The organism is Actinomadura miaoliensis (assembly GCF_039536785.1).
Lineage (GTDB): Bacteria > Actinomycetota > Actinomycetes > Streptosporangiales > Streptosporangiaceae > Spirillospora > Spirillospora miaoliensis.
This window is the reverse complement of the sequence record NZ_BAAAZG010000025.1, coordinates 1-24228: the sequence shown is the minus strand read 5'-3', so window position 1 is coordinate 24228 and position 24228 is coordinate 1. Positions and strand designations below refer to the sequence as shown.

Genomic DNA, 24228 nt, shown 5'->3' with positions numbered 1-24228 from the left:
CCCGGCGCCCCCGCGGCGGTGGGGTTTGTGCAGCTTGGGGGGCATAGGGTCCGGGGTATGAGCGAAGTTCCTCCGGCGGAGCGGGAGTACGATCCGTGGTCGCCCGAGTTCGTGGCGGATCCGTATCCGGTGTTCGCGCGGCTGCGCGCCGAGCGGCCCGTCTTCTATCACGAGCCCACGGAGCAGTGGGTGGTCACGCGGCACGCGGACGTGGACGCGTTGCTGCGCGACCGGCGGCTGGGGCGGTCCTACCTGCACGTCGCCACCCACGAGGAGTTCGGCCGCGAGCCCGAGCCGGAGTTCCTCAAGCCGTTCTGGGACCTGATCCGCGCCGGGATGCTGGACGTGGAGCCGCCCGTGCACACCAGGCTGCGGCGGCTGGTGTCCAAGGCGTTCACCGCGCGGATGGTGGAGGGGCTGCGGCCCATGATCCGCGGGCTGGCCGAGGAGCTGGCCGGGGCGCTGGTCGCCGAGGGCGGCGGCGACCTGCTGGCCGAGGTCGCCGAGCCGCTGCCGGTCACCGTGATCGCCGAGATGCTGGGCGTGCCCGCGTCCGACCGCGGCCTGCTGCGGCCCTGGTCGGCCGACATCTGCGGGATGTACGAGCTGAACCCGTCGCCGGAGGCGCAGCGCACGGCGGTGCGCGCGGCCGTGGAGTTCTCCGACTACCTGCGCGGCCTGGCCCGCGAGCGGCGGGCCGCGCCCCGCGACGACCTGATCAGCGCGCTGGCCCAGGTGGTGGACGAGGGCGACCGGCTCACCGAGGACGAGCTGGTCGGCACCTGCGTGCTGCTGCTCAACGCCGGGCACGAGGCGACGGTCAACGCCACCGGCAACGCCTGGTGGGCGCTGTTCCGCAACCCGGGTGAGCTGGAGCGGCTGCGCGCCGACCACTCGCTCGTGCCGTCGGCCGTCGAGGAGCTGCTGCGCTACGACACCCCGGCGCCGATGTTCGAACGGTGGGTGCTGGAGGACGTCCAGGTGGCGGGGGTCGACATTCCGCGCGGTGCCGAGGTGGCGCTGCAGTTCGCCTCCGCCAACCGGGACGAGGACGTGTTCCCTGAGCCCGACCGTCTCGACCTGGGGCGCGACCCCAATCCGCACATCACGTTCGGGCTGGGCATTCACTACTGCCTGGGCGCTCCGCTGGGCCGCATCGAGATGGCCGAGTCGTTCGGCGCGCTCCTGCGGCTCGCCCCGCGCATGCGTCTGGTGGACGAGCCCAAGTGGAAGCCCGGGTTCGTCCTACGCGGCCTGCAGGCGCTGAACGTCGAGGTCTAGACGGACGCCCGTACGGCCAGGGACGCGGGCATGTCGATGCCCACCGTCTGGGCGAGCCAGCCGAAGCCGCCCAGCCCGTCCGGATCGATGAGCTCGGCGTCCTCGCCGGCCGCGCACAGGGCCGCGACATACGCCCGAGGGTCGCTGTGCGCCATCTCCACGGGGGGACGCGTGCCGGTCAGGCCGAGGGCGCGCAGGGCTTCGCGCTGGGTGGTCAGCAGTGAGGCGGTCGCTCCGGCCTCCTCGCCCGCCGTCGTGCAGGCGTCCAGCGCCACGTGGGCCGTGACGTCGCACGAACCGTCGGGCACGGCGGGGACGGCGGCGCCGTCGCGGTAGCCGGTCAGCGTCCCGTAGACGGGACGGGACGCCAGGGTGTGGGAGTAGTCCACGGCCACGGCCAGGCCCCGGCGCAGCCGTCCGATGACCGAGGCCCACGCGGCGCAGCGTGGATGGCCCACCTCCGCGCGGTCGCCGGGTTCGCGCAGCGGCCACCAGCGCTCCAGCCAGCGGCGGTCCTCGTCGGACGGCTCCGGGCCGGGACGCTCGTCGCCCGTGAAAGGGTCCACGAGCACGGTGCGCGGCCCGGAGGAGGTCTGCTCGACGACGTCGAGCGGCACGTTGTCCAGCCACTCGTTGGCGATGACCATCCCGGTGACGGCGTCCGGCAGGTCGGCGCGCCAGGCGATCCGGCCGGGCAGGCCGGGCGGGCGCGGCGCGATCTCCACCGCGGTGGGCGCCAGCCGCGCGCCGAGGCCGGGGTCGACGGCGTCGAGGATGCCCGCCAGCAGCCGTCCGGATCCGGCGCCCACGTCGACCAGGTCGACGCGGGGCGGATGGCCCAGCGCGGCGTCCACCTCGCCCAGCAGCCGGGCCAGGGCCTCGGCGAACCGGGGCGAGGCGTGCACGGAGGTGCGGAAGTGGTCGCCGGGGTTCTCGCCGCGCCGATAGAAACCGTCCCGCCCGTACAGCGCCCGCTCCATCGCCGTGCGCCACGTCAACCACGCCGCCGCCACACCTTGACGTTACCGGTTGACGCCGCGCCGCGAGCGGAGGACGACGAGCACCGGACGTGGCCGCCGGGTGGTCCGTCCCCGGGGGTAGGCGCGTCCGACCTCAGGCTGATCCCGCTTGACGTGCGTGAACCTAGGGTGGACGGCATGGTCGGCAGAGCCTGGGACTGGGTGCGGCGCAAACGCCCGCTCGTGGACTGCTTCTTCGCCTCGCCGTGGCTGCTGATGACGATCCCCGGGGTCTACGGCGGGATCCACGGCATCGGCCCCTGGCAGGGCGTGGCGCTGATCGCCGGGCTGCTGGGGCCGATGGCGCTGCGCCGCACGCTGCCGCGCACGACGTTCGCCGTGGTGGCGCTGGTGTCGTTCGTCCAGTGGACGGCGGACCTGGAGATCGTCCCGGCCAACGCCGCGGTGCTGATGGGGCTCTACACCATCGCGGCGGGACCGTCGTTCCGCTGGGGGCTGGCCGCGCTGGCCGTGACGGTGCTGGGCGCGGCCATGGCGACGGCGCGGTACACCACCGAGGCCTCCGATCCCAGGTACGCCTTCCTGACGCTGACGGCCATGGCGCTGGGGGTGTGGCTGCTGGGGCTGCACATGCGCACGCGCCGCGAGTACCTGCGGTCCCTGGAGGAGCGCGCCGAACGGCTGGAACGCGAGCGCGAGACCGAGGTGCAGATCGCGATGGCGGCCGAGCGGGCCCGCATCGCGCGCGAGCTGCACGACGTGGTGGCGCACAACGTCAGCGTGATCGTCGTGCAGGCGGACGGCGCCTGGTACGCCATGGACGGCGACCCGGCCCGGGCGCGGCGCGCGCTGGAGGCGATCTCGGCGACGGGGCGGCAGGCGCTGGCCGAGATGCGGCGGCTGCTGGGCGTGCTGCGCGAGGGCGGCGAGGCGGTGCCGTCCCAGGCGTCCGTGCCGGAACCGTCCGAGGGCGCGTACGCGCCGCAGCCCGGCGTGGACCAGCTCGCCGACCTGGTGGAGAAGGTGCGCGAGGCCGGGCTGCCGGTGGAGTTCGACGGCGAGGGGACGCCGCCGGAGATGTCGCAGGGCCGGGAGCTGACCGTCTTCCGGATCGTCCAGGAGGCGCTGACCAATACCCTCAAGCACGGCGGCCCGCACGCCACCGCCCGGGTCCGGCTTCGCTACGGCGCCGACGCGCTGGAGATCGAGGTGACCGACGACGGGCGCGGCGCCGCCGCGGCCGACGACGGCCGCGGGCACGGCCTGGCCGGGATGCGCGAGCGCGTCGCGGTGTACGGGGGGCACGTGCGCGCCGGGCCGCGGCCGGGCGGTGGTTTCGAGGTGGTCGCCAGGATCCCGTTGCGCGAGGAGGTCAGGACGTGAGCGAGCCGCAGTGGCCCGGGAACGCGGCTGGAGGCGCCCCCGGCGGCGGGCCCGACGGCGAGCGGCCGGTGCGGGTGCTGCTGGTGGACGACCAGGAGCTGGTGCGGGCGGGCTTCACGATGGTGCTGGACGCCCAGCCGGACATCGAGGTCGTCGGGGAGGCCGGGGACGGCGCGCAGGCCCTGGAGCGGCTGCGGGCCACGCGCGCCGACGTGGTGCTCATGGACGTGCGGATGCCGCGCATGGACGGCATCGAGGCGACCCGGCGGATCGTGTCCGGCGCGTACCCGGGCCCGCCCAAGGTGATCATCCTGACCACGTTCGACCTCGACGAGTACGCGTTCGCCGCGATCAAGGCGGGGGCCGGGGGATTCCTGCTCAAGGACGCCGGGCCGGCGCAGCTGATCGAGGCGATCCGGGCGGTGCACTCGGGCGACGCGGTGGTGGCGCCCAGCACGACCCGGCGGCTGCTGGACCGGTTCGCCATGCACCTGCCGGACGCCGAGCGCAAGGCGGTCGGGGCGCTGGACGCGCTGACCGAGCGCGAACGCGAGGTGCTGCTGCTGGTGGCGCGCGGCCTGTCCAACGCCGAGATCGCCGGGCGGCTGTTCGTGTCGGAGGCGACCGTCAAGACGCACATGGGGCGGATCCTGACCAAGCTGGGGCTGCGGGACCGGGTCCAGGCGGTGGTGTTCGCGTACGAGACGGGGCTGGTCAAAAGCGGGCAGAATGGTCACATAGAGTAACGATAACATTGCGCCGAGGTGACTTTTTGCGGCCGGAGTTGCCGATCGCTTTTCATTACCAGTGAGTAGCTGAATAACTACCGATGGTTACCTCACCGAGGTGACGCGCCCATGCGAGTGGCGGGGCCCGTCCGGGCCCCATCTATCGGGAGGATTCACGTGCTCAAGAAGCTCGCCGCCACCGGCGTCCTCGGCTTCGCCGTCACCGGTGCCGCCCTGATCGCCGCGGCGCCCGCCAACGCCGACATCGTCACCAGCGGCGCCGGCGGGGTGCTCTCCGGCAACCAGATCCCCGTCACGGCCAACGTGCCGGTCAACGTCTGCGGCAACTCCACGCAGGTGCTGACCGCCGTCGGCCTCGCCGGCGCCGGGTGCAAGGGCGGCGCCGCGGTGGTCTACCCCAGGCCGTACGGCTACTGATCCGCCGCCGCCGATCGGCGCGGCGCGGTCCCGGGGACGCCGCCCCTGATCGGCACACGGCGAACGACGAGAGCGCCGGAGACCACGAGCTGGTCTCCGGCGCTCTGTCATGTGCGCGCGGCGGCGGGCACCCGGTCGCCTCGCGGGGGGACGGGGCCGTACGACTCAGGTCGTACGCGGCGCCGCGCGGTAGCCCCGACGCCGACACCGATCATGGACGCGCGGTCGATGGCGGGACGGCGCCGGATTCCTAGCGTGGAACACGTTGTCCACGTCCCCGAAGGAGCCAGCGTGACCAGCACGTTCACCAACACCCCCGGCGAAGGGGCGGCCGCGTCCGCCGGGGCCGCCGCGCCGCCCGCCGTCACCGCCGTGGAGGTGTCCAAGGTGTACGGCAGCGGTGACGCCGCGGTGCACGCGCTGCGCGGGGTCAGCGTCGCGTTCGCCCGCGGCGCGTTCACCGCGATCATGGGCCCGTCCGGGTCCGGAAAGTCCACCCTCATGCACTGCCTGGCCGGGCTCGACACCGTCAGCGGCGGCCGGGTCATGCTCGGCGACGCCGAGCTCACCGGCCTGAAGGACCGGCAGCTCACGCTGCTGCGCCGCGACCGCATCGGGTTCATCTTCCAGGCGTTCAACCTGCTGCCGACCCTCACCGCCGAGCAGAACATCCGGCTGCCCCTGGAACTGGCCGGACGCAGGGCCGACCAGGCGTGGTTCGACCGCGTCGTCGACGTGGTGGGCCTGCGCGACCGGCTCGGCCACCGGCCCAACCAGCTGTCGGGCGGCCAGCAGCAGCGGGTGGCGTGCGCCCGCGCCCTCGTCGCACGGCCCGAGGTCATCTTCGCGGACGAGCCCACCGGCAACCTGGACTCGCGCGCTGGCGCCGAAGTGCTCGGCTTCCTGCGGGCGTCGGTCCGGGAGATGGGGCAGACGATCGTCATGGTCACCCACGACCCGGTGGCCGCCTCGTACGCCGACCGCGTCGTGTTCCTGCGCGACGGCGAGATCGTCTCGGAGATCTTCCAGCCGACCCCCGACGCCGTGCTCGACCGGCTCTCCCGCATCACCGGTGGCTCCGTCGGGTCGTCCCCCCAGAGCGAGCAGGGCCTGGGGGCTGAGCGGTGCTGAAGACGACACTGGCGGGCCTGCGCGCCCACAAGCTGCGGCTGCTGCTCACCGGCCTGGCCATCACCCTCGGCGTCGGCTTCATCGCCGGGACGTTCGTCCTGACCGACACCATGCAGACGGGCGTGAACGAGAAGTTCGCCCGTTCCGCCGACAAGGTCGACATGGCGGTGCTGCCCAAGGACGCCGAGAAGCAACTGCCCGCCGCGCTGCTGGACCGCGTCCGCGCCGTGCCGGGCGTGACCGACGCGCAGGGCACCGTACGCGGGGACGCCGTGCTCATCGGCCGCGACGGCAAGGCCGTCGGCAACATGCCCACCGCCGGGATCTCGGTGCCGTCCGGACGGCTGCTGCGCTACGAGATCGAGCGCGGCAGGCCGCCTGCGGGCCCCGCCGAGGCCGTACTGGACACCGAGACCGCCGAGCGCGAGAAGTTCACCGTCGGCCAGACGATCACCGTGCTGGACCACCGGCAGCGCCCGCACCGCTTCACCGTCGTCGGGCTGGCGGACTTCGGCATCGACACCCAGGCGAGCATGCGCGGCGCGGTCGGCTTCGACGCCGCCACCACCATGCGCGTCACCGGCAAGCGGACCTACCGGGAGATCGACATCGCGGGCCCGGCCGACCGCGCCGCGGTCGCCGCCGCCGCCGGACCCGGCGCCGAGGTGCTGACCGGCGAACAGTTGGGCGAGCGGCTCGCCGCGGCCGCCGGCGCCGACACCAAGCTCATCAGGGCCGGACTGCTGATCTTCGGGCTGGTGTCGATGCTGGTGTCGGCGCTGGTCATCTACAACACCTTCGCGATCCTCATCGCCCAGCGGATGCGCGAGATGGCGCTGCTGCGCTGCGTCGGCGCCACCCGGCGGCAGCTGTTCGGCGGCGTGCTCATCGAGTCGGCGGTCGTCGGGCTGGTCGGTTCGCTGCTCGGCCTGGCCGTGGGGCTCGGCCTCGGCGCGGGCACGGTGGCGCTGCTGGGCGGCCCCGACGCGCAGATCCCCACCTACGGCCTGACGCTGGCGCCCCGGACGGTCGTCCTGGGCCTGCTGATCGGCGTGCTCGTCACGATGGTGTCGGCGGTGCTGCCCGCCCGCGCCGCCACCCGCGTCGCCCCCGTCGCCGCGCTGCGCACCGATCTCGAACCGGGCACGGACCGGTTCCGGCTCGGCTGGGCGCGCCTGGCCGTCGCGGTGCTGTGCGGGCTGCCCGGCCTGGCCGTTCTCGGGTACGGCGGGACGGTCATGGAGAAGGGCCAGAGCGCGATGTTCGTCGTGGCGGCCGGCAGCGGCCTGGCGTTCCTCGCGGTGACCGCGCTGATGCCCGCCCTGGTGCGGCCGCTGGGACGGGTCGCGGGCGCGCTGCCCGCCCGCCTGGCCGGGGTGCCGGGACGGCTCGCCGTGGAGAACGCGCGGCGCTCCCCGCGGCGCACCGCCACCACGACGATCGCGCTGACCATCGGCGTCGGCCTGATGACGATGTTCGCGGTGCTCGGCGCCAGCGTCACCGCCACCGCCGACAAGAAGCTGGCCGAGGAGTTCCCCGTGGACTTCCAGCTCGAGACCCAGTGGGGCGGCGCCGACGAGCAGCGCATCCCGCACGCGCTGGCCACCCGCCTGCGCGCGCTGCCGCAGGTCGCCGCCGTCACCGAGCAGCGCGAGCAGGAGGTGCGCGTCGGCGGCGCCACGGGCCGCGCCGAGGACGGGATCGTCGGCACGCTCACCGCGTCCTCGCTCGGCACCGTCCTCAAGCCGGAGTTCACCAGCGGCGCGCTGGCGGACCTGCGGCCGGGCACGGTGGCGGTCACGGACATGACCGCGCGGTCCCAGGGGCTGCGGATCGGCTCGACCGTCCGGATGCAGACCCGGCAGGGCCCGCTGACGCTGAAGGTCGTCGGCACCACCGGCATGGACGGCCCCGTCCCGCCGTACCTGGTCACCGAGGCCGACTTCGACCGGTACTTCGGGGTCCGGGACGCGTCGGTGCTCTACGTCAACGCGCGTGACGGCGCCGCCGGGGAGGGCGCGCGGGCCGCCGTGGAGGCCGCCGCCAAGCCGTACCCGACGGTCCGGGTGACCTCCGCCGCGGAGATCAAGAAGCAGTTCACCGAGGCCATCGACATGATGCTGGTGATCTTCGCGGCGCTGCTGGGGCTGGCGATCCTCATCGCGCTGTTCGGCATCGCCAACACGCTGACGCTGTCGGTGGTCGAGCGCACCCGCGAGTCGGCGCTGCTGCGCGCGCTCGGCGTCACCCGGCGCCAGCTGCGCCGGATGCTGTCGGTGGAGGCCCTGGTCATGGCGCTGATCGGCGCGGTCACCGGGGTGGCGCTCGGGATCGCGTTCGGGTGGGCGTCGGTCACCGCGATGACCGACGAGATCGTCTTCTCGCTGCCGTACCCGCGGATCGCGGCGTTCGTGGCGCTGGCGGCGGTCGCCGGGACGCTGGCGGCCGTCCTGCCCGCCCGCCGCGCCGCCAGGACATCCGTAGTCGAGGCCCTCTCCCACGACTGACGCCCGGACGAAACGGCCCGCCCCGCCGTCCGTCTTCCGACGGACGGCGGGGCGGAGCCATGCCGCCCCTCGTCTTGTTCGCGGACCTGGTGCGCGGACGACCGTGTGACTCTGGGTGGGCATATCGTCACCGGTATGTAACGTCGATCCGGTACAGCGCGCACTCGGCCCGGCGGGGAAACGCGCTTGCCGCGCGGGTACTCTGGGTCGCGCACGTCCGGTACCTAGCCGAGGACTGGAACGAACCCATGGACTCACACGTCACGCCGTCTTCCGCCGCGCCCGGGAACGGGCCGGGAGGGTCCGGCGGGCGGCCCGAGGACCGTCCCGCCCGCCTGGCGGTCGGCGTTCTCGGTGCCGGCCGGGTCGGCAGCGCCCTGGGCGCCGCCCTCGCCCGCGCCGGGCACCGCGTCGTCGCCGCGGCGGCCGTGTCGGAGGCGTCCCGGCGGCGCGCCGAGGAACGCCTGCCCGGAGCCGCCGTCACCACCCCGCAGGAGACCGTGGCCGCCGCCGACCTGGTGCTGCTGACCGTCCCGGACGACGCGCTGCCGGAGCTGGCCGAGGGCCTGGCCGCCACGGACGTCCCGATCCAGGGCAAGCTCCTGGCGCACACCAGCGGACGGTACGGCGCCGACGTCCTGGCGCCCCTCACCCGCGCCGGAGGTCTGCCGCTGGCGCTGCACCCGGTGATGACGTTCACCGGACGGCCCGACGACCTCAACCGGCTGACCGGCATCTCCTTCGGGGTCACCGCGCCCGAGCCGCTGCGTCCCGTCGCCGAGGCGCTGGTGGTGGAGATGGGCGGCGAGCCGGTGTGGATCCCCGAGGAACGCCGTCCGCTCTACCACGCCGCCCTCGCCGGCGGCGCCAACCACCTGGTCACGCTCGTGGTCGAGGCCATGGACCTGCTGCGCGCGGCGGGCGCGCCGGAGCCGGGTCGCATGCTCGGCCCGCTGCTCGGCGCCGCCCTGGACAACGCGCTGCGCCTGGGCATCGACGGTCTCACCGGCCCGGTCGCCCGCGGCGACGCGGGCACGGTCGAGGCGCACGTCGCCGAGCTGGGCCGCGTGTCGCCGGAGAGCCGCCGCGCCTACGTGGCGCTGGCCCGGCTCACCGCGGACCGTGCCCTGGCCGCCGGGCTGCTCAAGGCCGAGGACGCCGAACGGCTGCTCGGCGTCCTGGCCGACTGACCCGTCCCGGCGGCCGGATCGTCCCGGCGGCCGGACCGTCCTGGCGGACCGAAGGAGGAGGGACCACATGACCGGGGCTACCGGTGTCGAACGGGTGAAGGAGAGGGCGTGACCCCCGTCATCGCCAAGACGCGCGAGGAACTGGCCGCCGTGCGCAGCGGCGTGTCCGGGCGGCTCGCGCTCGTCCCCACCATGGGGGCGCTGCACGAGGGGCACCGGTCGCTGATCCGCCGGGCCCGCGAGCTGGCCGACACGGTCGCGGTGAGCATCTTCGTCAACCCGCTGCAGTTCGGCCCGAACGAGGACTTCGACCGCTACCCGCGCACGTTCGCGGCCGACGTCGAGGCGTGCGCCGCCGAGGGCGTCGACATCGTCTTCGCGCCGACCCGCGAGGTCATGTACCCGTCCGAGCCGCTGGTGCGGCTCGACTCCGGGCCGATGGGAGGCGTCGTGGAGGGCGTCACCCGTCCCGGCCACTTCGACGGGGTCCTGACGGTCGTGCTGAAGCTGTTCAACCTGGTGCGTCCCGACGTGGCGGTGTTCGGCGAGAAGGACGCCCAGCAACTGGCGCTCATCCGCCGGATGGTGGCCGACCTGGACGTGCCGGTCGAGATCGTGGGCGGCCCGACCGTCCGGGAGATCGACGGGCTGGCGCTGTCCAGCCGCAACCGTTACCTGTCCGGTGACGAGCGGCGCACGGCGGTGTCGCTGTCGCAGGCGCTGCAGGCGGGTGCGGACGCCGTCGCGGACGGGCCGTCCGCGGTGCTGCGCGCCGCCCGCGCCGTGCTCGACAAGGCCGCCGCGGCCGACCCCCCGCTCGCGCTCGACTACCTGGTCCTGGTCGACCCGGCCACGTTCACCGAGGTCGACGACGCCCACACCGGCCCGGCCGTGCTCGCCGTGGCGGGCCGGGTCGGCGCCACCCATCTGATCGACAACGTCCCCCTGCGGTTCGGCGAGGAGTCCTGATGTTCCGGACGATGTTCAAGTCGAAGATCCACCGTGCCACCGTGACCCAGGCCGACCTGCACTACGTCGGCTCGCTCACCGTCGACCAGGACCTGATGGACGCCGCCGACCTGCTGCCGGGCGAGCAGGTGCAGATCGTCGACATCGACAACGGCGCCCGCCTGGAGACGTACCTGATCGCCGGGGAGCGCGGCTCGGGCGTGATCGGGATCAACGGCGCGGCGGCCCGGCTGGTCCAGCCCGGCGACCTGGTCATCATCATCAGCTACGCGGCCATGACCGACGAGGAGGCCCGGTCGTTCCGGCCCTCGGTCGTCCACGTCGACCGCGACAACAAGATCATCTCGTTGGGGGACGACCCGGCCGAGCCCGTCCCCGGCAGCGCGCAGACCCGCGGCGACCTCGTCCACGGCTGATCTCCGGCGGCCAACCTCATACCCGGGCGTTCGGGGCGGATCGGATTAATGTCACAATGACGAGAACCGATCCCTGAGGAGGGGGCATGATCCCTCGGCTGCTCGCCGCCCCGGCGCCCGGATGGACGGTCGACACGGACGTGGTGGTGATCGGGTCCGGCATCGCCGGGCTGGTCACCGCGCTGCGCTGCCGCCCGCACGGGCGGGTGCTGCTGGTCACCAAGGCGCTGCTGGACGCGGGCTCGACGCGGTGGGCGCAGGGCGGCATCGCCGCCGCGCTGGCGGCCGACGACGAACCCGGCGAGCACCTGGCCGACACCCTCACCGCGGGCGTCGGGCTGTGCGACGAGGCGGCGGTGCGGGTCCTGGTCACCGAGGGGCCGGAGGCGGTCCGGCGGCTCATCGACCTCGGCGCCGAGTTCGACCGCGCCGCCGACGGGAGCATCGCGCTGACCCGGGAGGGCGGCCACCGCAGGCGCCGCATCGCGCACGCCGGCGGCGACGCCACCGGCGCGGAGATCAGCCGGGCGCTGCGGGCCGCGCTCAAGGACGCCGACATCGAGGTGGTCGAGCACGCCCTCGTCCTCGACCTGCTCAAGGACGCCGCCGGCCGCGCCGCCGGCGTCACCCTGCACGTCATGGGGGAGGGGGAGCCGGGCGGGGTCGGCGCGGTGCGGGCACGGGCCGTGGTGCTCGCCACCGGAGGGCTCGGCCAGGTCTTTTCGGCCACCACCAATCCCGACGTGTCCACGGGCGACGGCGTGGCGCTGGCACTGCGCGCCGGAGCCGAGGTCACCGACCTGGAGTTCGTCCAGTTCCACCCGACCGTGCTGTGGCTGGGCGACGACGCGCGCGGGCAGCAGCCGCTGGTCTCCGAGGCCGTCCGCGGGGAGGGCGCCCACCTCGTCGACGCGTCCGGCACCCGCTTCATGCTCGGACGGCACGAGCTGGCGGAACTCGCGCCCCGTGACGTCGTCGCGAAGGGCATCATGATCCGGATGAGGGAGACCGGGGCGTCGCACATGCTGCTGGACGGCCGGCATCTGGGCGCGCGCACGTGGGAGCGGCGCTTCCCCACGATCCTGGCCGCGTGCCGCGACCACGGGATCGACCCGGTGATCGACCCGATTCCGGTGGTTCCGGCTGCCCATTACGCGAGCGGAGGCGTGCGCACGGACCTTTTCGGCCGTACCTCCGTCCCCGGCCTGTACGCGTGCGGCGAGGTCGCCTGCACCGGCGTGCACGGCGCCAACCGGCTGGCCTCCAACTCGCTGCTGGAGGGCCTGGTGTTCGCCGAGCGCATCGCCGCCGCGCTGCCCGCCGACCTCGGCGAGGCGACCGGGGAGCCCGAGCCGCCACGGGGCGCGCAGGGCCTCGTCCACCCGGACGCGCGCGGCGAGATCCAGCGGATCATGACCGCGTACGCCGGGGTGCTCCGCGACGCGGACGGCCTCGCCACGGCGGCCCGCGAACTCGACCGCCTCGCGGCCACGACGTCGAGCGGCGCCGCGGAGCCGGGCGTGGCGGCCTGGGAGGCGACGAACCTGCTCACCGTGGCGTCCGCGATCGTCGCCGCCGCCGGGCTGCGCGACGAGACGCGCGGGAGCCACTGGCGCGAGGACCGCCCCGACCGCGACGACGACGCCTGGCGCGGTCACCTCGTCACCCGCCTCGCCGGCGGCGGTCTCACCACCACCTACGAAGGGAAGGCGATCCGATGACGCCGGAGCTGGAGACTCGGCTGCGCGACGCCGGGCTCGATCCACAGGCTGTGGAAAACCTCGTGCGGACGGCGCTGGCCGAGGACGGGGACACCGACGTCACCAGCGAGCCCGTCTTCGCCCCGCACGACACCGCCTCCGGCGACTTCACCGCCCGCGAGGACGGCGTGGTCGCCGGGATCCCCGTGGCCGAGGTCGTCCTCGAACTGCTGGACGTGACCTACCGGGCCAGGGCCGCCGACGGCGACCGGGTGACCGCCGGGCAGGTGCTGCTGTCGGCGCACGGCCCCACCAGGGCGCTGCTGCGCGCCGAACGGACCGCCCTCAACCTGCTGTGCCACCTGTCCGGCATCGCCACCGCGACGCGCGCCTGGACGGACGCGATGGCCGGCACCAAGGCCAGGGTCCGCGACACCCGCAAGACCCTGCCCGGCCTGCGCGCCCTGCAGAAGTACGCGGTGCGCTGCGGCGGCGGCGTCAACCACCGGATGGGCCTGCACGACTCCGCGCTGATCAAGGACAACCACGTCGCCGCCGCGGGCTCGATCACCAAGGCGTACGCGGCGATCCGCGACGTCTACCCGTCCCTGCGCGTCCAGGTGGAGTGCGACACCCTCGCCCAGGTGCGCGAGGCGCTCGCGGCGGGCGCCACCTCGATCCTGCTCGACAACATGAGCACCGCCGACATGGCCGAGGCGGTCCGCCTGGTGGACGGCCGCGCCGAGCTGGAGGCCAGCGGCGGGCTCACTCTGGACAGGGCCCGAGACGTCGCCGTGACCGGTGTGGACTACCTTTCCGTTGGTGCGCTGACCCACTCGGCGCGCGTGTTCGACATCGGCCTTGACTTCACCTGACCAGCGGGGACCTGATGCTGCTCACCATCGACGTCGGTAACACCCACACCGTCCTCGGCCTGTTCGAGGGCACGGAGGTGATCGAGCACTGGAGGATCAACACCGATCCGCGGCGCACCGCCGATGAGATCGCCGTGGTCCTGCAGGGCCTGGTCCAGCAGAGCCCGCTGCTGGCCGAGACCGACATCAGCGGCATCGCGCTGTGCTCGACGGTCCCGTCCGTCCTGCACGAGATGCGGGAGATGTGCCGCCGCTACTACGGCGACGTGCCCGCCGTGATCGTGGAGCCGGGAGTGAAGACCGGGGTGCCGGTCCGCATGGACAACCCCAAGGAGGTCGGCGCCGACCGGATCGTCAACGCGCTGGCCGCCGTGCACACCCACGGCGGCCCGGCGATCGTGGTCGACTTCGGCACCGCCACCACGTTCGACGCGGTGTCGGCCAAGGGCGAGTACGTGGGCGGCGCCATCGCCCCCGGCATCGAGATCTCCATCGACGCGCTGTCGGTGCGCGGCGCCCAGCTGCACAAGATCGAGCTGGTCCGGCCGCGCAACGTGATCGCCAAGAACACCGTGGAGGCGCTGCAGTCGGGCATCATCTTCGGCTTCGCCGGACAGGTCGACGGGATCGTGGAGCGCATGGCCGAGGAACTGGCCGCCGACCCGGCCGAGGTCACGGTCATCGCCACGGGCGGCCTGGCCCCGCTGGTGCTGGAGGAGGCCCGCTGCATCGACGTCTTCGAGCCGTGGCTCACCCTCATCGGCCTGCGCCTGATCTACGAACGCAACACCGCCTGACGCCGCCCCAGCGTCGGCAGGGCGCCTCTGGGCGTCGGCCCGACACGTGCTCCAGGCGGCGGCGCGCTAGTCGCCTAGCGAAGGTCTCGCGCAAGCGACTCACGTGGGTCGATAGCCTTGAGCCCGTGAGTGACGCGACCTACGACGAGCTTCCGGAGCAGATGCGGGTGCGCCGGGAGAAGCTGGACCGGCTCCGCGAGAACGGCATCGACCCGTACCCGGTCGGCTTCCCGCGCACCGCGACCATCGGCGAGATCCGGGAGAAATATCCCGACCTGGAGCCGGGCACCGAGACCGGTGAGAAGGTCGGCGTCGCCGGGCGCGTCATGCTCATCCGCAACACCGGCAAGCTGTGCTTCGCCACCATCCGCGACGGCTCCGGCGACCTGCAGATCATGCTGTCGCTGGCCAACGTCGGGCAGGAGCAGCTCGACTTCTGGAAGCGCGAGGTCGACCTCGGCGACCACATCGGCGTGGAGGGCGAGGTCATCACCTCCCGCCGCGGCGAGCTGTCGATCATGGCCGACCGGTTCCAGATCACCGCCAAGTGCCTGCGGCCGCTGCCGGAGAAGCACGTCGGCCTCACCGACCCCGAGGCCCGGGTGCGGCTGCGCTACGTCGACCTGATCGTCAACGACGAGGCGCGCCGGATGGCCCGGCTGCGCAGCGACACCGTGCGGGCGGCGCGCGACTTCTGGCACGAGGAGGGGTACCTCGAGGTCGAGACCCCGATGCTGCAGCCGATCCACGGCGGGGCGGCGGCACGGCCGTTCGTGACGCACATCAACGCCTACGGCATGGACCTCTACCTGCGGATCGCGATCGAGCTGTACCTCAAGCGGCTCGTCGTCGGCGGCATCGAGAAGGTCTTCGAGATCAACCGCAACTTCCGCAACGAGGGCGCGGACTCCACGCACAACCCCGAGTTCACGATGCTGGAGGCGTACGGCACCTACCTCGACTACAACGACATGGCCGACCTCACCCAGCGCCTGTACCAGCGGTGCGTCGTGGCCGCGCTGGGCACGTCGGTGGTGGTGCGCGACGGCCGGGAGATCGACCTCGGTCTCGCGGAGTGGCCGCGCATCACGTTGTACGGGGCGGTGTCGCAGGCGCTCGGCGAGGAGATCACCCCGCACACGCCGCTGGAGCAGGTGCGCAAGTACGCCGACGCGCGCGGCGTCACCTGGGACCCCAAGTGGGGGCAGGGCAAGCTCGTCCAGGAGATCTTCGAGGAGCTGGTCGAGCACACGCTGGTCCAGCCGACGTTCGTCATGGACTACCCGCTGGAGACCTCGCCGCTGACCCGGCAGCACCGCGAGGAGCCGCTGCTGACCGAGAAGTGGGACCTCATCGGGTTCGGCACCGAGCTGGGCACCGCCTACTCGGAGCTGATCGACCCGGTCGAGCAGCGGCGCCGGCTCACCGAGCAGTCGCTGCTGGCGGCCGGCGGCGACCCGGAGGCCATGCAGCTGGACGAGGACTTCCTGCGCGCCCTGGAGTACGCGATGCCGCCCACCGGCGGCGTCGGCGTCGGCATCGACCGGATGATCATGGCGTTCACCGGCAAGAACATCCGCGAGACGATCCTGTTCCCGCTGGTCAAGCCGGAGTGACGCGACCGGCGGCGGCTCGCGGCACGGCGAGCCGCCGCCGACCGGCTACGCGGACTCGCGCACGACCAGCTCGGGCGTCAGGACGATCTGGCGGTGCTGGTGCCCGGGGCCCTCGGCCGCCTCGGCGGCCTCGGTAAGGGCCAGCTCGGCGGCCGCCCGGCCCAGCTCGTGCCGGGGCTGGCGGATCGTGGTCAGCGGGACGGCGGCGGTGGCCGCCAGCTCGATGTCGTCGTAGCCGATCACCGCCACGTCCTCGGGCACCCGCACGCCCTGCCGCACCAGCTCGTTCACCAGCCCGACGGCCAGCAGGTCGTTGGCGCAGAACACGCCGGTCGGCACCGAGTCCAGCGCCAGCAGGCGGCGCGCCGCGGCCCCGCCCTCCTTCGGCGACAGCGACGCCTGCGTCAGCGTGACCGCGGGCTCGTGGCCCGCCCGGGCGAGGGCGCGGGCGGCGCCGTCCAGCCGCTCCTGGCAGGGCTGCGGATGCGGGTCGCCGGTCACGAACGCCAGCCGCTCGCGGCCCAGGCCGAGCAGGTGCGCGGCGGCGACGGCCCCGCCCGCGACGTGGTCGACCCGCACCGAGCACACGCCCGGACCGGCGTGGTCGAGCAGGACCACCGTCATGCCCGCCGCGCGCAGCCGCACGATGCCGGCCGGGCCCAGCCCCACCGGCGTGATCAGCACCCCGGCGGCGCGCTGCTGCTCCAGCAGTTCCAGGCAGCGGCGCTCCTTGTCGGCGGAGTGGTCGTTGGTCAGCCACAGCGCGTCGTGGCCCGCCGCGTTGAGGGCCTGCTCGGCGCCGCGGGCCACGTCGGTGGCGTACGGGTTGGTCAGGTCCTCCACGACCACGCCGAACGGCCGGGGACGCGGGCCGGGCGGACCGCCGTCCGCGCGGCGCCCGCCCTGGCGCAGCCGCCGGGCGGACTCGTTGCGCACGAAGCCGAGCTCCTCGATGGCCGCGCGGACGCGGTCACGGGTGGCTTCGGCCACGAGGTCTGGCCGGTTTAGGACATTCGAAACGGTCCCAACTGAGACTCCGGCGCGCCTCGCGACTTCCCGAATACTGCTCTGAGGCAAGTCTCTCCTCGTCGACCCCGGACTGGTTTTCGCAGGTTATCGAGTTGTCCGCACCGAACCCCCGCGAAGCCGGTCGCGGACCGTAGTCATAAGAGCACACAACGTGCTTAATCCGCGCTTGACGGGCCGGATCCGGCCGCCTAGCGTTCCGAGCCGAAGCGTGCCTTGAAACGATTCACGATCATCGCCCCCGATGGTATGGGCGAATCGGACGAGGAGGGATGGGTTGACGTGATTGGCGATCATGACCCGTCCCGGACACGACGCGCTCCGCCACGAGCCCGCCACATCATCGTGCGCGCGCCCGAGGCGACGAGGAGCATCCGCGTCCGGTCGGCCTAACGACTGAATCGTTACCCGGGGTTCCCGTTCGGCGCCGAGCAATCGGCCCATCGGCCACCTCCGGCCAAAGCACGCCAGACGGCAAGGCACACCGATGATCTCGGTCCGGCCCCCCGCCCCGGACCCGGCAACCCGACGCGTACAGATCAAGGCCCGCCCGTGCCTGTGCAGCGGACGGCTGCATCCCCGCGGTCATCACCACGGACGAGGGAGGACGGAGTGGAACAGGCCACCATCGCACGTCGTGGCACCGACGACCTGCGCCTCAGCGAAGAGGAGATCAAGCTCCTCGCGCAGATCGCCAGCGGTGTCACCGCGGACGTGGCGGCACGAAAGCTGGAACTGAGCGCCCGGACCCTGCGCCGCCGGCTGCGGACCATCTGCGACCGGCTGGAGGTCAACACGCCCATCGAGGCCGTGGTCTGGGCGGCCCGGCGACAGCTCATCTAGGGGCGCGCCCCCGCACCCGCCCCCCGGCGGGCGGCGGCGCGAAAGCATACGACCGAGCATCGGCGACCACCGTCCGACCCCGCGCGGCGACGTCGGCGGCCCCTCGGGTAGGTCCCCGTGGGAGACGTCGCCGCGGACGTGGTCCGACGTGGCGGTCGCAGCACGCCCGCACGCGGACCCGTGTGCGCCGGTGACCTCAGGCGACCCGGACCCCGCCCGCGAACGGGCGGCCCGCCATCGGCGCGATCTTCACCACGTCGCCGGTCTGCGGCGCGTGCAGCATCTTGCCGTTGCCGACGTACAGGCCCACGTGGTGCAGGTCGGAGTAGAAGAACACCAGGTCTCCGGGCTGCAGCTGGTCGCGGGAGATGTGCGTGCCGGCGTTCCACTGGCTGCCGGTGTAGTGCGGCAGGCTGACGCCCACCTGCCGGTAGGCCCACATCACCAGGCCGGAGCAGTCGAAGGTGTTGGGCCCCTCCGCGCCCCACACGTACGGCCTGCCGATCTTGGTCATCGCGTACCGCAGCGCCTGGGCGGCCTTGCCGGTGCCGGCCACGGGCAGCTTGGTCAGCTGGGTGGGGTCGCGCTTGACCAGCCTGCCGCGGACCTTCTCGTAGGCCGTGGTGACCTTCTTGCGCTGGCCCTCCAGCTGCGTGCGCAGCTGCTCGACCTGCTCGGCGCGCGCCTCGGCGGACTTGCGCGCCCGCTCGGCCGCCTGCATGGCCTGCATCAGGCCCTGCACCTTGGTGCCGTCCTGGGTGGCGAAGTAGTGCAGCGTGGCGGCCTGGTCGAGCATCGCCTGCGGGTTCTGCGCGGCCAGGAACGAGACCGTGGGGTCGGCGCCGCCCTGCATGTAGCTGGTGGCCGCCAGGCTGCCGACCTTGGCGCGCTCCTCCTCCAGCGCCTTCTGCTGGCGCTTGGCGTTGTCGCCCGCCACCTTGGCGGCGCGCTGCGACTGCTTCAGCTTGACGCGCAGGCCGTTGTACTGCTCGGTGAGCTGCTCCAGCTGGTCGGCGAGCTTGGTCGCCTGCTCGCGCAGCTCCTTGGTGGAGGGCTCGGGGTCGGCCTGCGCGGCGGGGGCGGGCGCGGCCACGACGAGGGAGACGGCGGCGAGCGCGCCGGTCGCCGCGGCGGCCCTGCGGCCGGGGCGGGCGGCGGCGCACGCGGTGACCGCGGCCTGCGCGGCACGCAGCGGGCGCGAAAGGAACGCGGGGCGCGAGGGCTCCAAGAACTCTCCTCTCCTCGTCCGCCTACCGGGTGAGCTGACGGGTTCGGGCCGGAGCTGCACCTTCCGCGGACGTGCGGAGCGTCCGCACCGTGCGGATTCACCCCAGTCGGCATGGCTCTGGAGTGGTCCCGGAACCGTCCGATCGCGGGTCCCCGGTTCCTGCGGGGCGCCGGCTGCGGCCCGCGGGACTCGGCGGTTCGGCCTCCCGATCACGGGGGTCCGATGTCAGCGCAGGAGACTAACGGAGCGCTCGTCGCCTGCCAACCAGAACATGCGAAATCGCAGGTGACCCGAGGACGCTCAGATGTAACACGGGTGCTCGCGGGCTTGTGCGATCACTTCGCTGTGCGCTATTTCACTTTCTGTCCGCTTGAGGGGACGGTCGGTATCGGACGATGCCGTTCGCGTCTTTCGGTACATCTGCGTCGTCTGTGGCGCCGTGCCGGCGGCCGTGCGTGACGGACCGGCCACGGGAGGCCGCCCGCGGTCCGATAATGTCGCCTGTTTGTGGAAGTCGTGATCAGGCGTGCCCGTACCGCCGACGTGCCGCACATCCGGCGGCTCATCGACGCGTACGCCGGGCCGGGGCGGCGGATGCTCGCCAGGTCCACGGTGACGCTCTATGAGGACGTCCAGGAGTTCTGGGTGGCCGAGGACGTCCGGGCCGCCGCGCCGGGGGACGAGCGACGTCCAGGGGGGCGCGGGGGGCGCGTCGTGGGCTGCGGGGCCCTCCACGTGATGTGGGAGGACCTGGCCGAGGTGCGCTCGGTGGCCGTGGACAAGGAGTACGGGGGCCACGGCATAGGGCACCGGATTGTCGAGCGGCTTCTGGAAACCGCGCGGGAACTGGGAGTGGGAAGGGTGTTCTGCCTTACCTTCGAGGTGGACTTCTTCGCCCGGCACGGCTTCGAGCCGATCCTCGGAACCCCCGTGTCGCGCGAGGTGTACGACGAGCTTCTCCGTTCCTACGACGAAGGCGTGGCAGAGTTCCTGGACCTCGACCGGGTCAAGCCGAATACGTTGGGCAATACCCGGATGTTGCTTCGCCTGGAGGACTGATCGATGAGCGACTCCCCCCACCGCGGACAGCCCTATCCGCGGCAGCCCCCGGGCCCGCCCTACCAAGGCGGACCGTCCTACGGTGCCCCACCCTCCCAGCAGGGCTCACAGTGGCAGCAGCCCCAGCAGCACGGTTCTCCGTGGCAGGGCGGGGTGGCCCCCCAGCAGCAATGGCAACAGCAATGGCAGCAGCCGCCCGCCCAGGGATATGACGGTGGCGGCTACGACGCCGCCGCCGCGGACCTTCCCCTGGCGCCGATCCTCCGCAGGGCCGGGGCGCGCCTCATCGACAACGTCCTGGTGGCCGTTTTCGGATTCGCGCTCATCGTTCCCATCAGCGTCGGCATCATCGGCCTGGACACCTCCGGGAGCAAGGCCAGCAGCGAGGGCGGCATCTGGAACTGGCCCATCATCTTCACCCTTTTCGCGGTACTGGCGGTGCTGCCGTTCCTCTATGAGGCGGTCCAACTCGCCATGTGGGGGCGGACCCTGGGCAAGCGCGTCCTGCACCTGGGGGTGGTACAGGCGCGGCCCGCGGGAGAGCCGCTGACGACGACGCAGGCCGTGTGGCGCGCGGGCGTCATGCACATCGGCTACCAGCTCGGCCTCTTCTTCTTCCTCGCGCTCGCCGTGAAGGTGTGGGACTACTTCGCCTACGGCATGCTGCTGGTCAGTATCGGCACCGTGATGGCCTATCTGTGGGCCATCTGGGACCAGCCGCTGCGCCAGTCCCTGCACGACCGCTTCTCGGGGACGCTCGTCATCGACGAGCGCGGGGAGTACTCCGAGTACTCCGACCAGACGGGCGACCACGCCGACCGGACGGTCGAGTACCCCGGCCACACCGGCTACGAGGGATAGCCCGCCGTGGCGGCGTCCCCTCCCGCACCCGGCGCCGACCCCCTTCCCCCGGCGGAGGGGGAGAGCGCCCCGGAACTCGCCGAACCGGGGCAGCGGCTGGTCGCGCGCATCGTCGACACGCTCGTGGTGGGCCTTCCCGTGGTCATGGTGATCCGGGAAGGCTTCCCCGACCTCGGCATCGAGAAGGTCGCGCCACCGCTCGTGGCCGGGCTGCTGCTCGTCTACGAGTGGATCCAGCTCGCGCTGTGGGGGCGCACCGTGGGCAAGCGCGTCGCGGGCATCGAAGTCGTCCGTGAGGACCCGGGCCGCCCCGCCGTGGACAGGAGACGCCCGGACGTGCTCCGTTCGCTGCTGCGGGCCGCTACGTACTGCCTGCCCATCGCGGTTCGTCCCGTCCCGGTGTTCGGGGCGGTGGCGGGACTGTTCTGGGTGGCGAACGCCGGGGCGATTTTCGAGTCGCGGCTGGAGCGGTCCGCACGCCGCAGGGCCCTGCACGACCGTTTCGCGGGGACGGTCGTGGTCAGGCGGCCCGCCGCCGTCGCGGCGGCGGCAGACGCCCAGGAGGCCTGAGCGCTTCGTACTTCGCGCCGTACTTCCGCCTCGTTCTCATACACCTCTCATATGCCCTCATAGAAGGCTGAAGCTCGATAGGAGGCCGGTACGGCTATAGGGGCCGCTTACAGCGGGCGCTTAGCGTCCTTGGTCCCATACGCCGGTCCAAGCGCTTACGCTTACCCGGACCCATACGAGCGGCCGGCCCCCTAACGGCCGCGCTTCCCCGGCGCGGCCAAGCCCTACTCCACCCCTTACGCCGTCGGCCCTTCCGCGAGGCGTCTCTTCCCCCGGACGCCCCTTACAACGGCGGCCGTTCCGTGCTCGGAGCCTACGCCGATGGCCTTATGTCGACGGTCTAAGGGTGATGGGCGAGCCCATACGGCCGTGGGAGCTATGAGAACCGGACGGGATCGGCCATGGGGTGTCCATGAGGGCGTATTGTCGGCGGGGTCGCTCAGAGAGGTCAGAACGCGCCGCCCAGATCTCTGTGCGTCGTACACAAGACGGGAGCCCGGATCCGGCTGGGGCGCGCTCACCGGCCGCGCACATCGAGTGCGCCGGCTGTCGCCTTCCGAGCCGCCTGGGACGGCCGGCGTGCGTCAACGGCGAGACAAAGGGTAAAGACTTGCGCACGGCTCAACGCGGGATCGGACCGCGGACGCCCCGGTGATTACTGAGCGTGATCGATATGGCCGGGGCGGTGGTACCGGACATGCCTCCTGGGCTGCCGGTGCCGTATGCTCCGGTCGCGTGCCGAGGTGTAGGTGCACGGTGACGTGGCGCAGGCGGCGGCCCGTAACGATGTCCGTTCCCCGGGTGAAGCGCTCGACGGCGTGACGGGATTGCTTGCTTATCCGCTGTTATCGACGTGGTGTGGCGGCGGTCGACCGGCGGTCGAGCGCCGGAAGTCGGCCCTGCCGCCCGGCGATGGCAATGGATTTCGCGACGGAGCTCCCGGCCGGAATCTATCGACACGACCGGCCTCCAGAGGCGTCAACGCCGACGTCACAGGGGGTGCGGCCGCCGCGGCATTCCCGCACCGGTGTGGTTAGTGCCGTTACGTCGGGGTTAATGGGGGTGGCGGGGGGCGGTGCCGCCCTCCCCGTTAAGGTGGGCCGGGCCCTCATTTCCGCAGGCGCGGCGGGCCGTCCCGAAAGCCGCCGGGCCGGAAACCCCGCCCAATGCAAGATCGTCCGGGCCGCCCGGGCGACGTGATCTCGGTCACGCCGAAATCGTGATCCGGCTCCAGGGGTCGGACAATTCCGCCACCCCCGGCCCTCCCGCGCGCCCGGCCGGCGCGGCGGCTAAGGGCCCCTCGACCCGGTTTCGGTCCTCGTGATTACGAAGAGTTACCGTGGGGCAAGCAAACTTCATCGCGAGTGTTGAATTGTCATCGGCAAGCATCGCGGTATATGTTTGTCAACCGAATGCAGTTTGCTCCAGCTGAAAGGTCTGTCTCCATGGCACAGAAGGTTCAGGTGCTTCTCGTCGACGACCTCGACGGTGGCGAGGCGGACGAGACCGTGCAGTTCTCGATCGATGGCGCCTCGTACGAGATCGATCTCAGTAGCGCCAACGCTAAGAAGCTCCGGGATTCCCTGCAGCCGTTCGTCGAGAAGTCCCGCAAGGCGGGCGGTGTCCGCCGGGGCGGCCGCCGGCAGCGCGGCGCGTCGAGCCGCGAGCGCAGCGCCGAGATCCGCGCGTGGGCCAAGCGCAATGGCATCAAGGTCAATGAGCGCGGCCGCATCCCGCAGAATGTGATCGAGCAGTACGAGGCGGCCAACTGAGCCCGTTCGTCCGTCCGGGCGGGCCACCCTGCTCGGTGAGCTTCGCTCACCTTCGCCGGTGGCCCGTCCTTGGTTTCTCCCGGGGGGGCGACCCCCCGGAACCCCCCGCTGCGGCTCGCGTAAAACGCTCGCCGCGGGGGCGTGGGGCGGACCTGCTCGGTGAGCCTGGCTTACCTTCGTCGGCGGCCAGTCCTTGGTTTCTCTGGGGGGCGACCCTCGGACCCCGTTGCGGCTCGCGTAGAACGCTCGCTGCGGGAGGTGCGCGGGGGTGCAACCGCTCGGTGAGCGGGCGCTCGCCTTCGTGAAGTTCCGCGTGTGGTTTCTCCCGGGGGATGACCCCTGGGGCGCCCGGCTGCGGCACGCACAGAACGCTCAGTGCGAAGACATGCGGCCGCTTCTCCTTCGGCGGACGCCCGCCGTCGCGGGGGCCTGACCGGCTCTCTCGGCGCGATCCGCAGAACCCGGGCAAGGCTCGCGCGTGCGCTCCGGGTTTCTTCCCGAGGACGCCGGTGCTGTTCGTGTCGGAGGTGCGGAGGTGACGCGACGGATTCGTGCATTCGGCGCGTCTCGAAGGCAGCCGCGGCGACCTGCGGAAAGGCCCCGTTCGCTTGAGGCGTAGCGGGAACATCGCGCACCGTCGCGGTAGTTGGATGAGGATGAACAGCGCTTAGCTGGGGAACGTCTCCTGGTGGGACTGCACCGGGCGGCCTCCTCGGGGCGGGCTAGCATGCGGAAGGACAGGTCCGGACGTTCTGGACGCTGCCCAACCGCTCTGTGAGGAGCGACGAGATGTTCGAGAGGTTCACCGACCGCGCGCGGCGGGTTGTCGTCCTGGCCCAGGAAGAGGCCAGGATGCTC

The 24228-nt window shown here is 72.6% G+C and carries 21 protein-coding genes and 1 riboswitch; of the genes, 18 read left to right on the top strand and 3 right to left on the bottom strand.

What is annotated here, in order from left to right:
* Nucleotides 1-57 precede the first annotated feature (57 nt).
* The gene (locus ABD811_RS19200) at nucleotides 58-1281 is read left to right on the top strand and encodes a cytochrome P450 (protein WP_344949204.1); all 1224 of its coding nucleotides are present in this window, start codon (nucleotides 58-60) and stop codon (nucleotides 1279-1281) included.
* Here the strand turns inward: ABD811_RS19200 and ABD811_RS19195 are convergent.
* Nucleotides 1278-2294 (bottom strand): SAM-dependent methyltransferase, encoded by a 1017-nt coding sequence (locus tag ABD811_RS19195; protein WP_344949201.1) that lies wholly within the window; start codon nucleotides 2292-2294, stop codon nucleotides 1278-1280. The genes ABD811_RS19200 and ABD811_RS19195 overlap by 4 nt on opposite strands.
* A 144-nt stretch (nucleotides 2295-2438) precedes the next feature.
* Between ABD811_RS19195 and ABD811_RS19190 the strand changes: the two genes are divergently transcribed.
* The 12 genes from ABD811_RS19190 to lysX all read left to right on the top strand — a co-directional run bounded on the left by ABD811_RS19190 (nucleotide 2439) and on the right by lysX (nucleotide 16011).
* Entirely contained in the window at nucleotides 2439-3644 is a 1206-nt protein-coding gene (locus ABD811_RS19190) for a sensor histidine kinase (protein WP_344949198.1), read from the top strand.
* Nucleotides 3645-3712: 68 nt separating this feature from the next.
* The gene (locus tag ABD811_RS19185; RefSeq protein ID WP_344949857.1) at nucleotides 3713-4390 is read left to right on the top strand and encodes a response regulator transcription factor; all 678 of its coding nucleotides are present in this window, start codon (nucleotides 3713-3715) and stop codon (nucleotides 4388-4390) included.
* A 159-nt stretch (nucleotides 4391-4549) separates the two neighbouring features.
* A complete protein-coding gene (locus tag ABD811_RS19180) occupies nucleotides 4550-4810 on the top strand; it encodes a chaplin family protein (RefSeq protein WP_344949195.1) in 261 nt (86 codons plus the stop codon).
* A gap of 291 nt (nucleotides 4811-5101) precedes the next feature.
* Nucleotides 5102-5941, top strand: a complete 840-nt coding sequence (locus ABD811_RS19175) for an ABC transporter ATP-binding protein (RefSeq protein WP_425549436.1) — start codon at nucleotides 5102-5104, stop codon at nucleotides 5939-5941.
* Nucleotides 5935-8448: an ABC transporter permease gene (locus tag ABD811_RS19170; RefSeq protein ID WP_344949192.1), complete on the top strand. Its 2514-nt coding sequence runs from the start codon at nucleotides 5935-5937 to the stop codon at nucleotides 8446-8448. Before ABD811_RS19175 ends, ABD811_RS19170 begins: the two co-directional genes overlap by 7 nt.
* 248 nt (nucleotides 8449-8696) lie before the next feature.
* Complete coding sequence (locus ABD811_RS19165; RefSeq protein WP_344949189.1) at nucleotides 8697-9638, top strand: Rossmann-like and DUF2520 domain-containing protein; 942 nt, start codon at nucleotides 8697-8699, stop codon at nucleotides 9636-9638.
* A gap of 108 nt (nucleotides 9639-9746) precedes the next feature.
* Complete coding sequence (gene panC / locus ABD811_RS19160; RefSeq protein ID WP_344949186.1) at nucleotides 9747-10607, top strand: pantoate--beta-alanine ligase; 861 nt, start codon at nucleotides 9747-9749, stop codon at nucleotides 10605-10607.
* A complete protein-coding gene (gene panD, locus ABD811_RS19155; RefSeq protein ID WP_344949183.1) occupies nucleotides 10607-11023 on the top strand; it encodes an aspartate 1-decarboxylase in 417 nt (138 codons plus the stop codon). The genes panC and panD overlap by 1 nt, the downstream gene beginning before the upstream one ends.
* A gap of 86 nt (nucleotides 11024-11109) precedes the next feature.
* The gene (locus ABD811_RS19150) at nucleotides 11110-12744 is read left to right on the top strand and encodes an L-aspartate oxidase (protein WP_425549435.1); all 1635 of its coding nucleotides are present in this window, start codon (nucleotides 11110-11112) and stop codon (nucleotides 12742-12744) included.
* Entirely contained in the window at nucleotides 12741-13598 is an 858-nt protein-coding gene (gene nadC, locus ABD811_RS44035) for a carboxylating nicotinate-nucleotide diphosphorylase (protein WP_425549434.1), read from the top strand. The genes ABD811_RS19150 and nadC overlap by 4 nt, the downstream gene beginning before the upstream one ends.
* Nucleotides 13599-13612: 14 nt before the next feature.
* Nucleotides 13613-14395: a type III pantothenate kinase gene (locus ABD811_RS19145; protein WP_344949180.1), complete on the top strand. Its 783-nt coding sequence runs from the start codon at nucleotides 13613-13615 to the stop codon at nucleotides 14393-14395.
* Between the two features lie 125 nt (nucleotides 14396-14520).
* Entirely contained in the window at nucleotides 14521-16011 is a 1491-nt protein-coding gene (gene lysX / locus ABD811_RS19140; RefSeq protein ID WP_344949177.1) for a bifunctional lysylphosphatidylglycerol synthetase/lysine--tRNA ligase LysX, read from the top strand.
* Between the two features lie 45 nt (nucleotides 16012-16056).
* Here the strand turns inward: lysX and ABD811_RS19135 are convergent, their stop codons facing one another.
* Nucleotides 16057-17088: a LacI family DNA-binding transcriptional regulator gene (locus ABD811_RS19135; protein ID WP_344949174.1), complete on the bottom strand. Its 1032-nt coding sequence runs from the start codon at nucleotides 17086-17088 to the stop codon at nucleotides 16057-16059.
* Nucleotides 17089-17649: 561 nt separating this feature from the next.
* Here ABD811_RS19135 and ABD811_RS19130 point away from each other — a divergent pair.
* Nucleotides 17650-17880, top strand: a complete 231-nt coding sequence (locus ABD811_RS19130) for a LuxR C-terminal-related transcriptional regulator (protein ID WP_344949171.1) — start codon at nucleotides 17650-17652, stop codon at nucleotides 17878-17880.
* Between the two features lie 196 nt (nucleotides 17881-18076).
* On the opposite strand, the gene ABD811_RS19125 is transcribed toward ABD811_RS19130, so the two are convergent.
* The gene (locus tag ABD811_RS19125) at nucleotides 18077-19108 is read right to left on the bottom strand and encodes an NlpC/P60 family protein (RefSeq protein WP_344949168.1); all 1032 of its coding nucleotides are present in this window, start codon (nucleotides 19106-19108) and stop codon (nucleotides 18077-18079) included.
* Between the two features lie 3 nt (nucleotides 19109-19111).
* Nucleotides 19112-19313: riboswitch (cyclic di-AMP (ydaO/yuaA leader) on the bottom strand.
* Between the two features lie 302 nt (nucleotides 19314-19615).
* On the opposite strand from ABD811_RS19125, the gene ABD811_RS19120 reads away from it, so the two are divergent.
* The 4 genes from ABD811_RS19120 to ABD811_RS19105 all read left to right on the top strand — a co-directional run bounded on the left by ABD811_RS19120 (nucleotide 19616) and on the right by ABD811_RS19105 (nucleotide 23370).
* Nucleotides 19616-20167 carry an amino-acid N-acetyltransferase gene (locus tag ABD811_RS19120; protein ID WP_360704229.1) on the top strand — a complete coding sequence of 184 codons (552 nt, stop codon included), beginning with the start codon at nucleotides 19616-19618 and terminating at the stop codon, nucleotides 20165-20167.
* A gap of 3 nt (nucleotides 20168-20170) precedes the next feature.
* The gene (locus ABD811_RS19115) at nucleotides 20171-21028 is read left to right on the top strand and encodes an RDD family protein (protein WP_344949165.1); all 858 of its coding nucleotides are present in this window, start codon (nucleotides 20171-20173) and stop codon (nucleotides 21026-21028) included.
* A 6-nt stretch (nucleotides 21029-21034) separates the two neighbouring features.
* Nucleotides 21035-21598 (top strand): RDD family protein, encoded by a 564-nt coding sequence (locus tag ABD811_RS19110; protein WP_344949162.1) that lies wholly within the window; start codon nucleotides 21035-21037, stop codon nucleotides 21596-21598.
* 1445 nt (nucleotides 21599-23043) lie between these two features.
* A complete protein-coding gene (locus ABD811_RS19105; protein ID WP_285497337.1) occupies nucleotides 23044-23370 on the top strand; it encodes a histone-like nucleoid-structuring protein Lsr2 in 327 nt (108 codons plus the stop codon).
* Nucleotides 23371-24228: the final 858 nt, after the last annotated feature.

Bases quoted from the DNA above. Each gene is read 5' to 3' on its own strand.
- ABD811_RS19115 (WP_344949165.1), top strand. From the start codon at position 20,171: ATGAGCGACTCCCCCCACCGCGGACAGCCCTATCCGCGGCAGCCCCCG.
- nadC (WP_425549434.1), top strand. From the start codon at position 12,741: ATGACGCCGGAGCTGGAGACTCGGCTGCGCGACGCCGGGCTCGATCCA.
- ABD811_RS19165 (WP_344949189.1), top strand. From the start codon at position 8,697: ATGGACTCACACGTCACGCCGTCTTCCGCCGCGCCCGGGAACGGGCCG.
- ABD811_RS19150 (WP_425549435.1), top strand. From the start codon at position 11,110: ATGATCCCTCGGCTGCTCGCCGCCCCGGCGCCCGGATGGACGGTCGAC.
- ABD811_RS19145 (WP_344949180.1), top strand. From the start codon at position 13,613: ATGCTGCTCACCATCGACGTCGGTAACACCCACACCGTCCTCGGCCTG.
- ABD811_RS19200 (WP_344949204.1), top strand. From the start codon at position 58: ATGAGCGAAGTTCCTCCGGCGGAGCGGGAGTACGATCCGTGGTCGCCC.
- panD (WP_344949183.1), top strand. From the start codon at position 10,607: ATGTTCCGGACGATGTTCAAGTCGAAGATCCACCGTGCCACCGTGACC.
- ABD811_RS19190 (WP_344949198.1), top strand. From the start codon at position 2,439: ATGGTCGGCAGAGCCTGGGACTGGGTGCGGCGCAAACGCCCGCTCGTG.
- ABD811_RS19105 (WP_285497337.1), top strand. From the start codon at position 23,044: ATGGCACAGAAGGTTCAGGTGCTTCTCGTCGACGACCTCGACGGTGGC.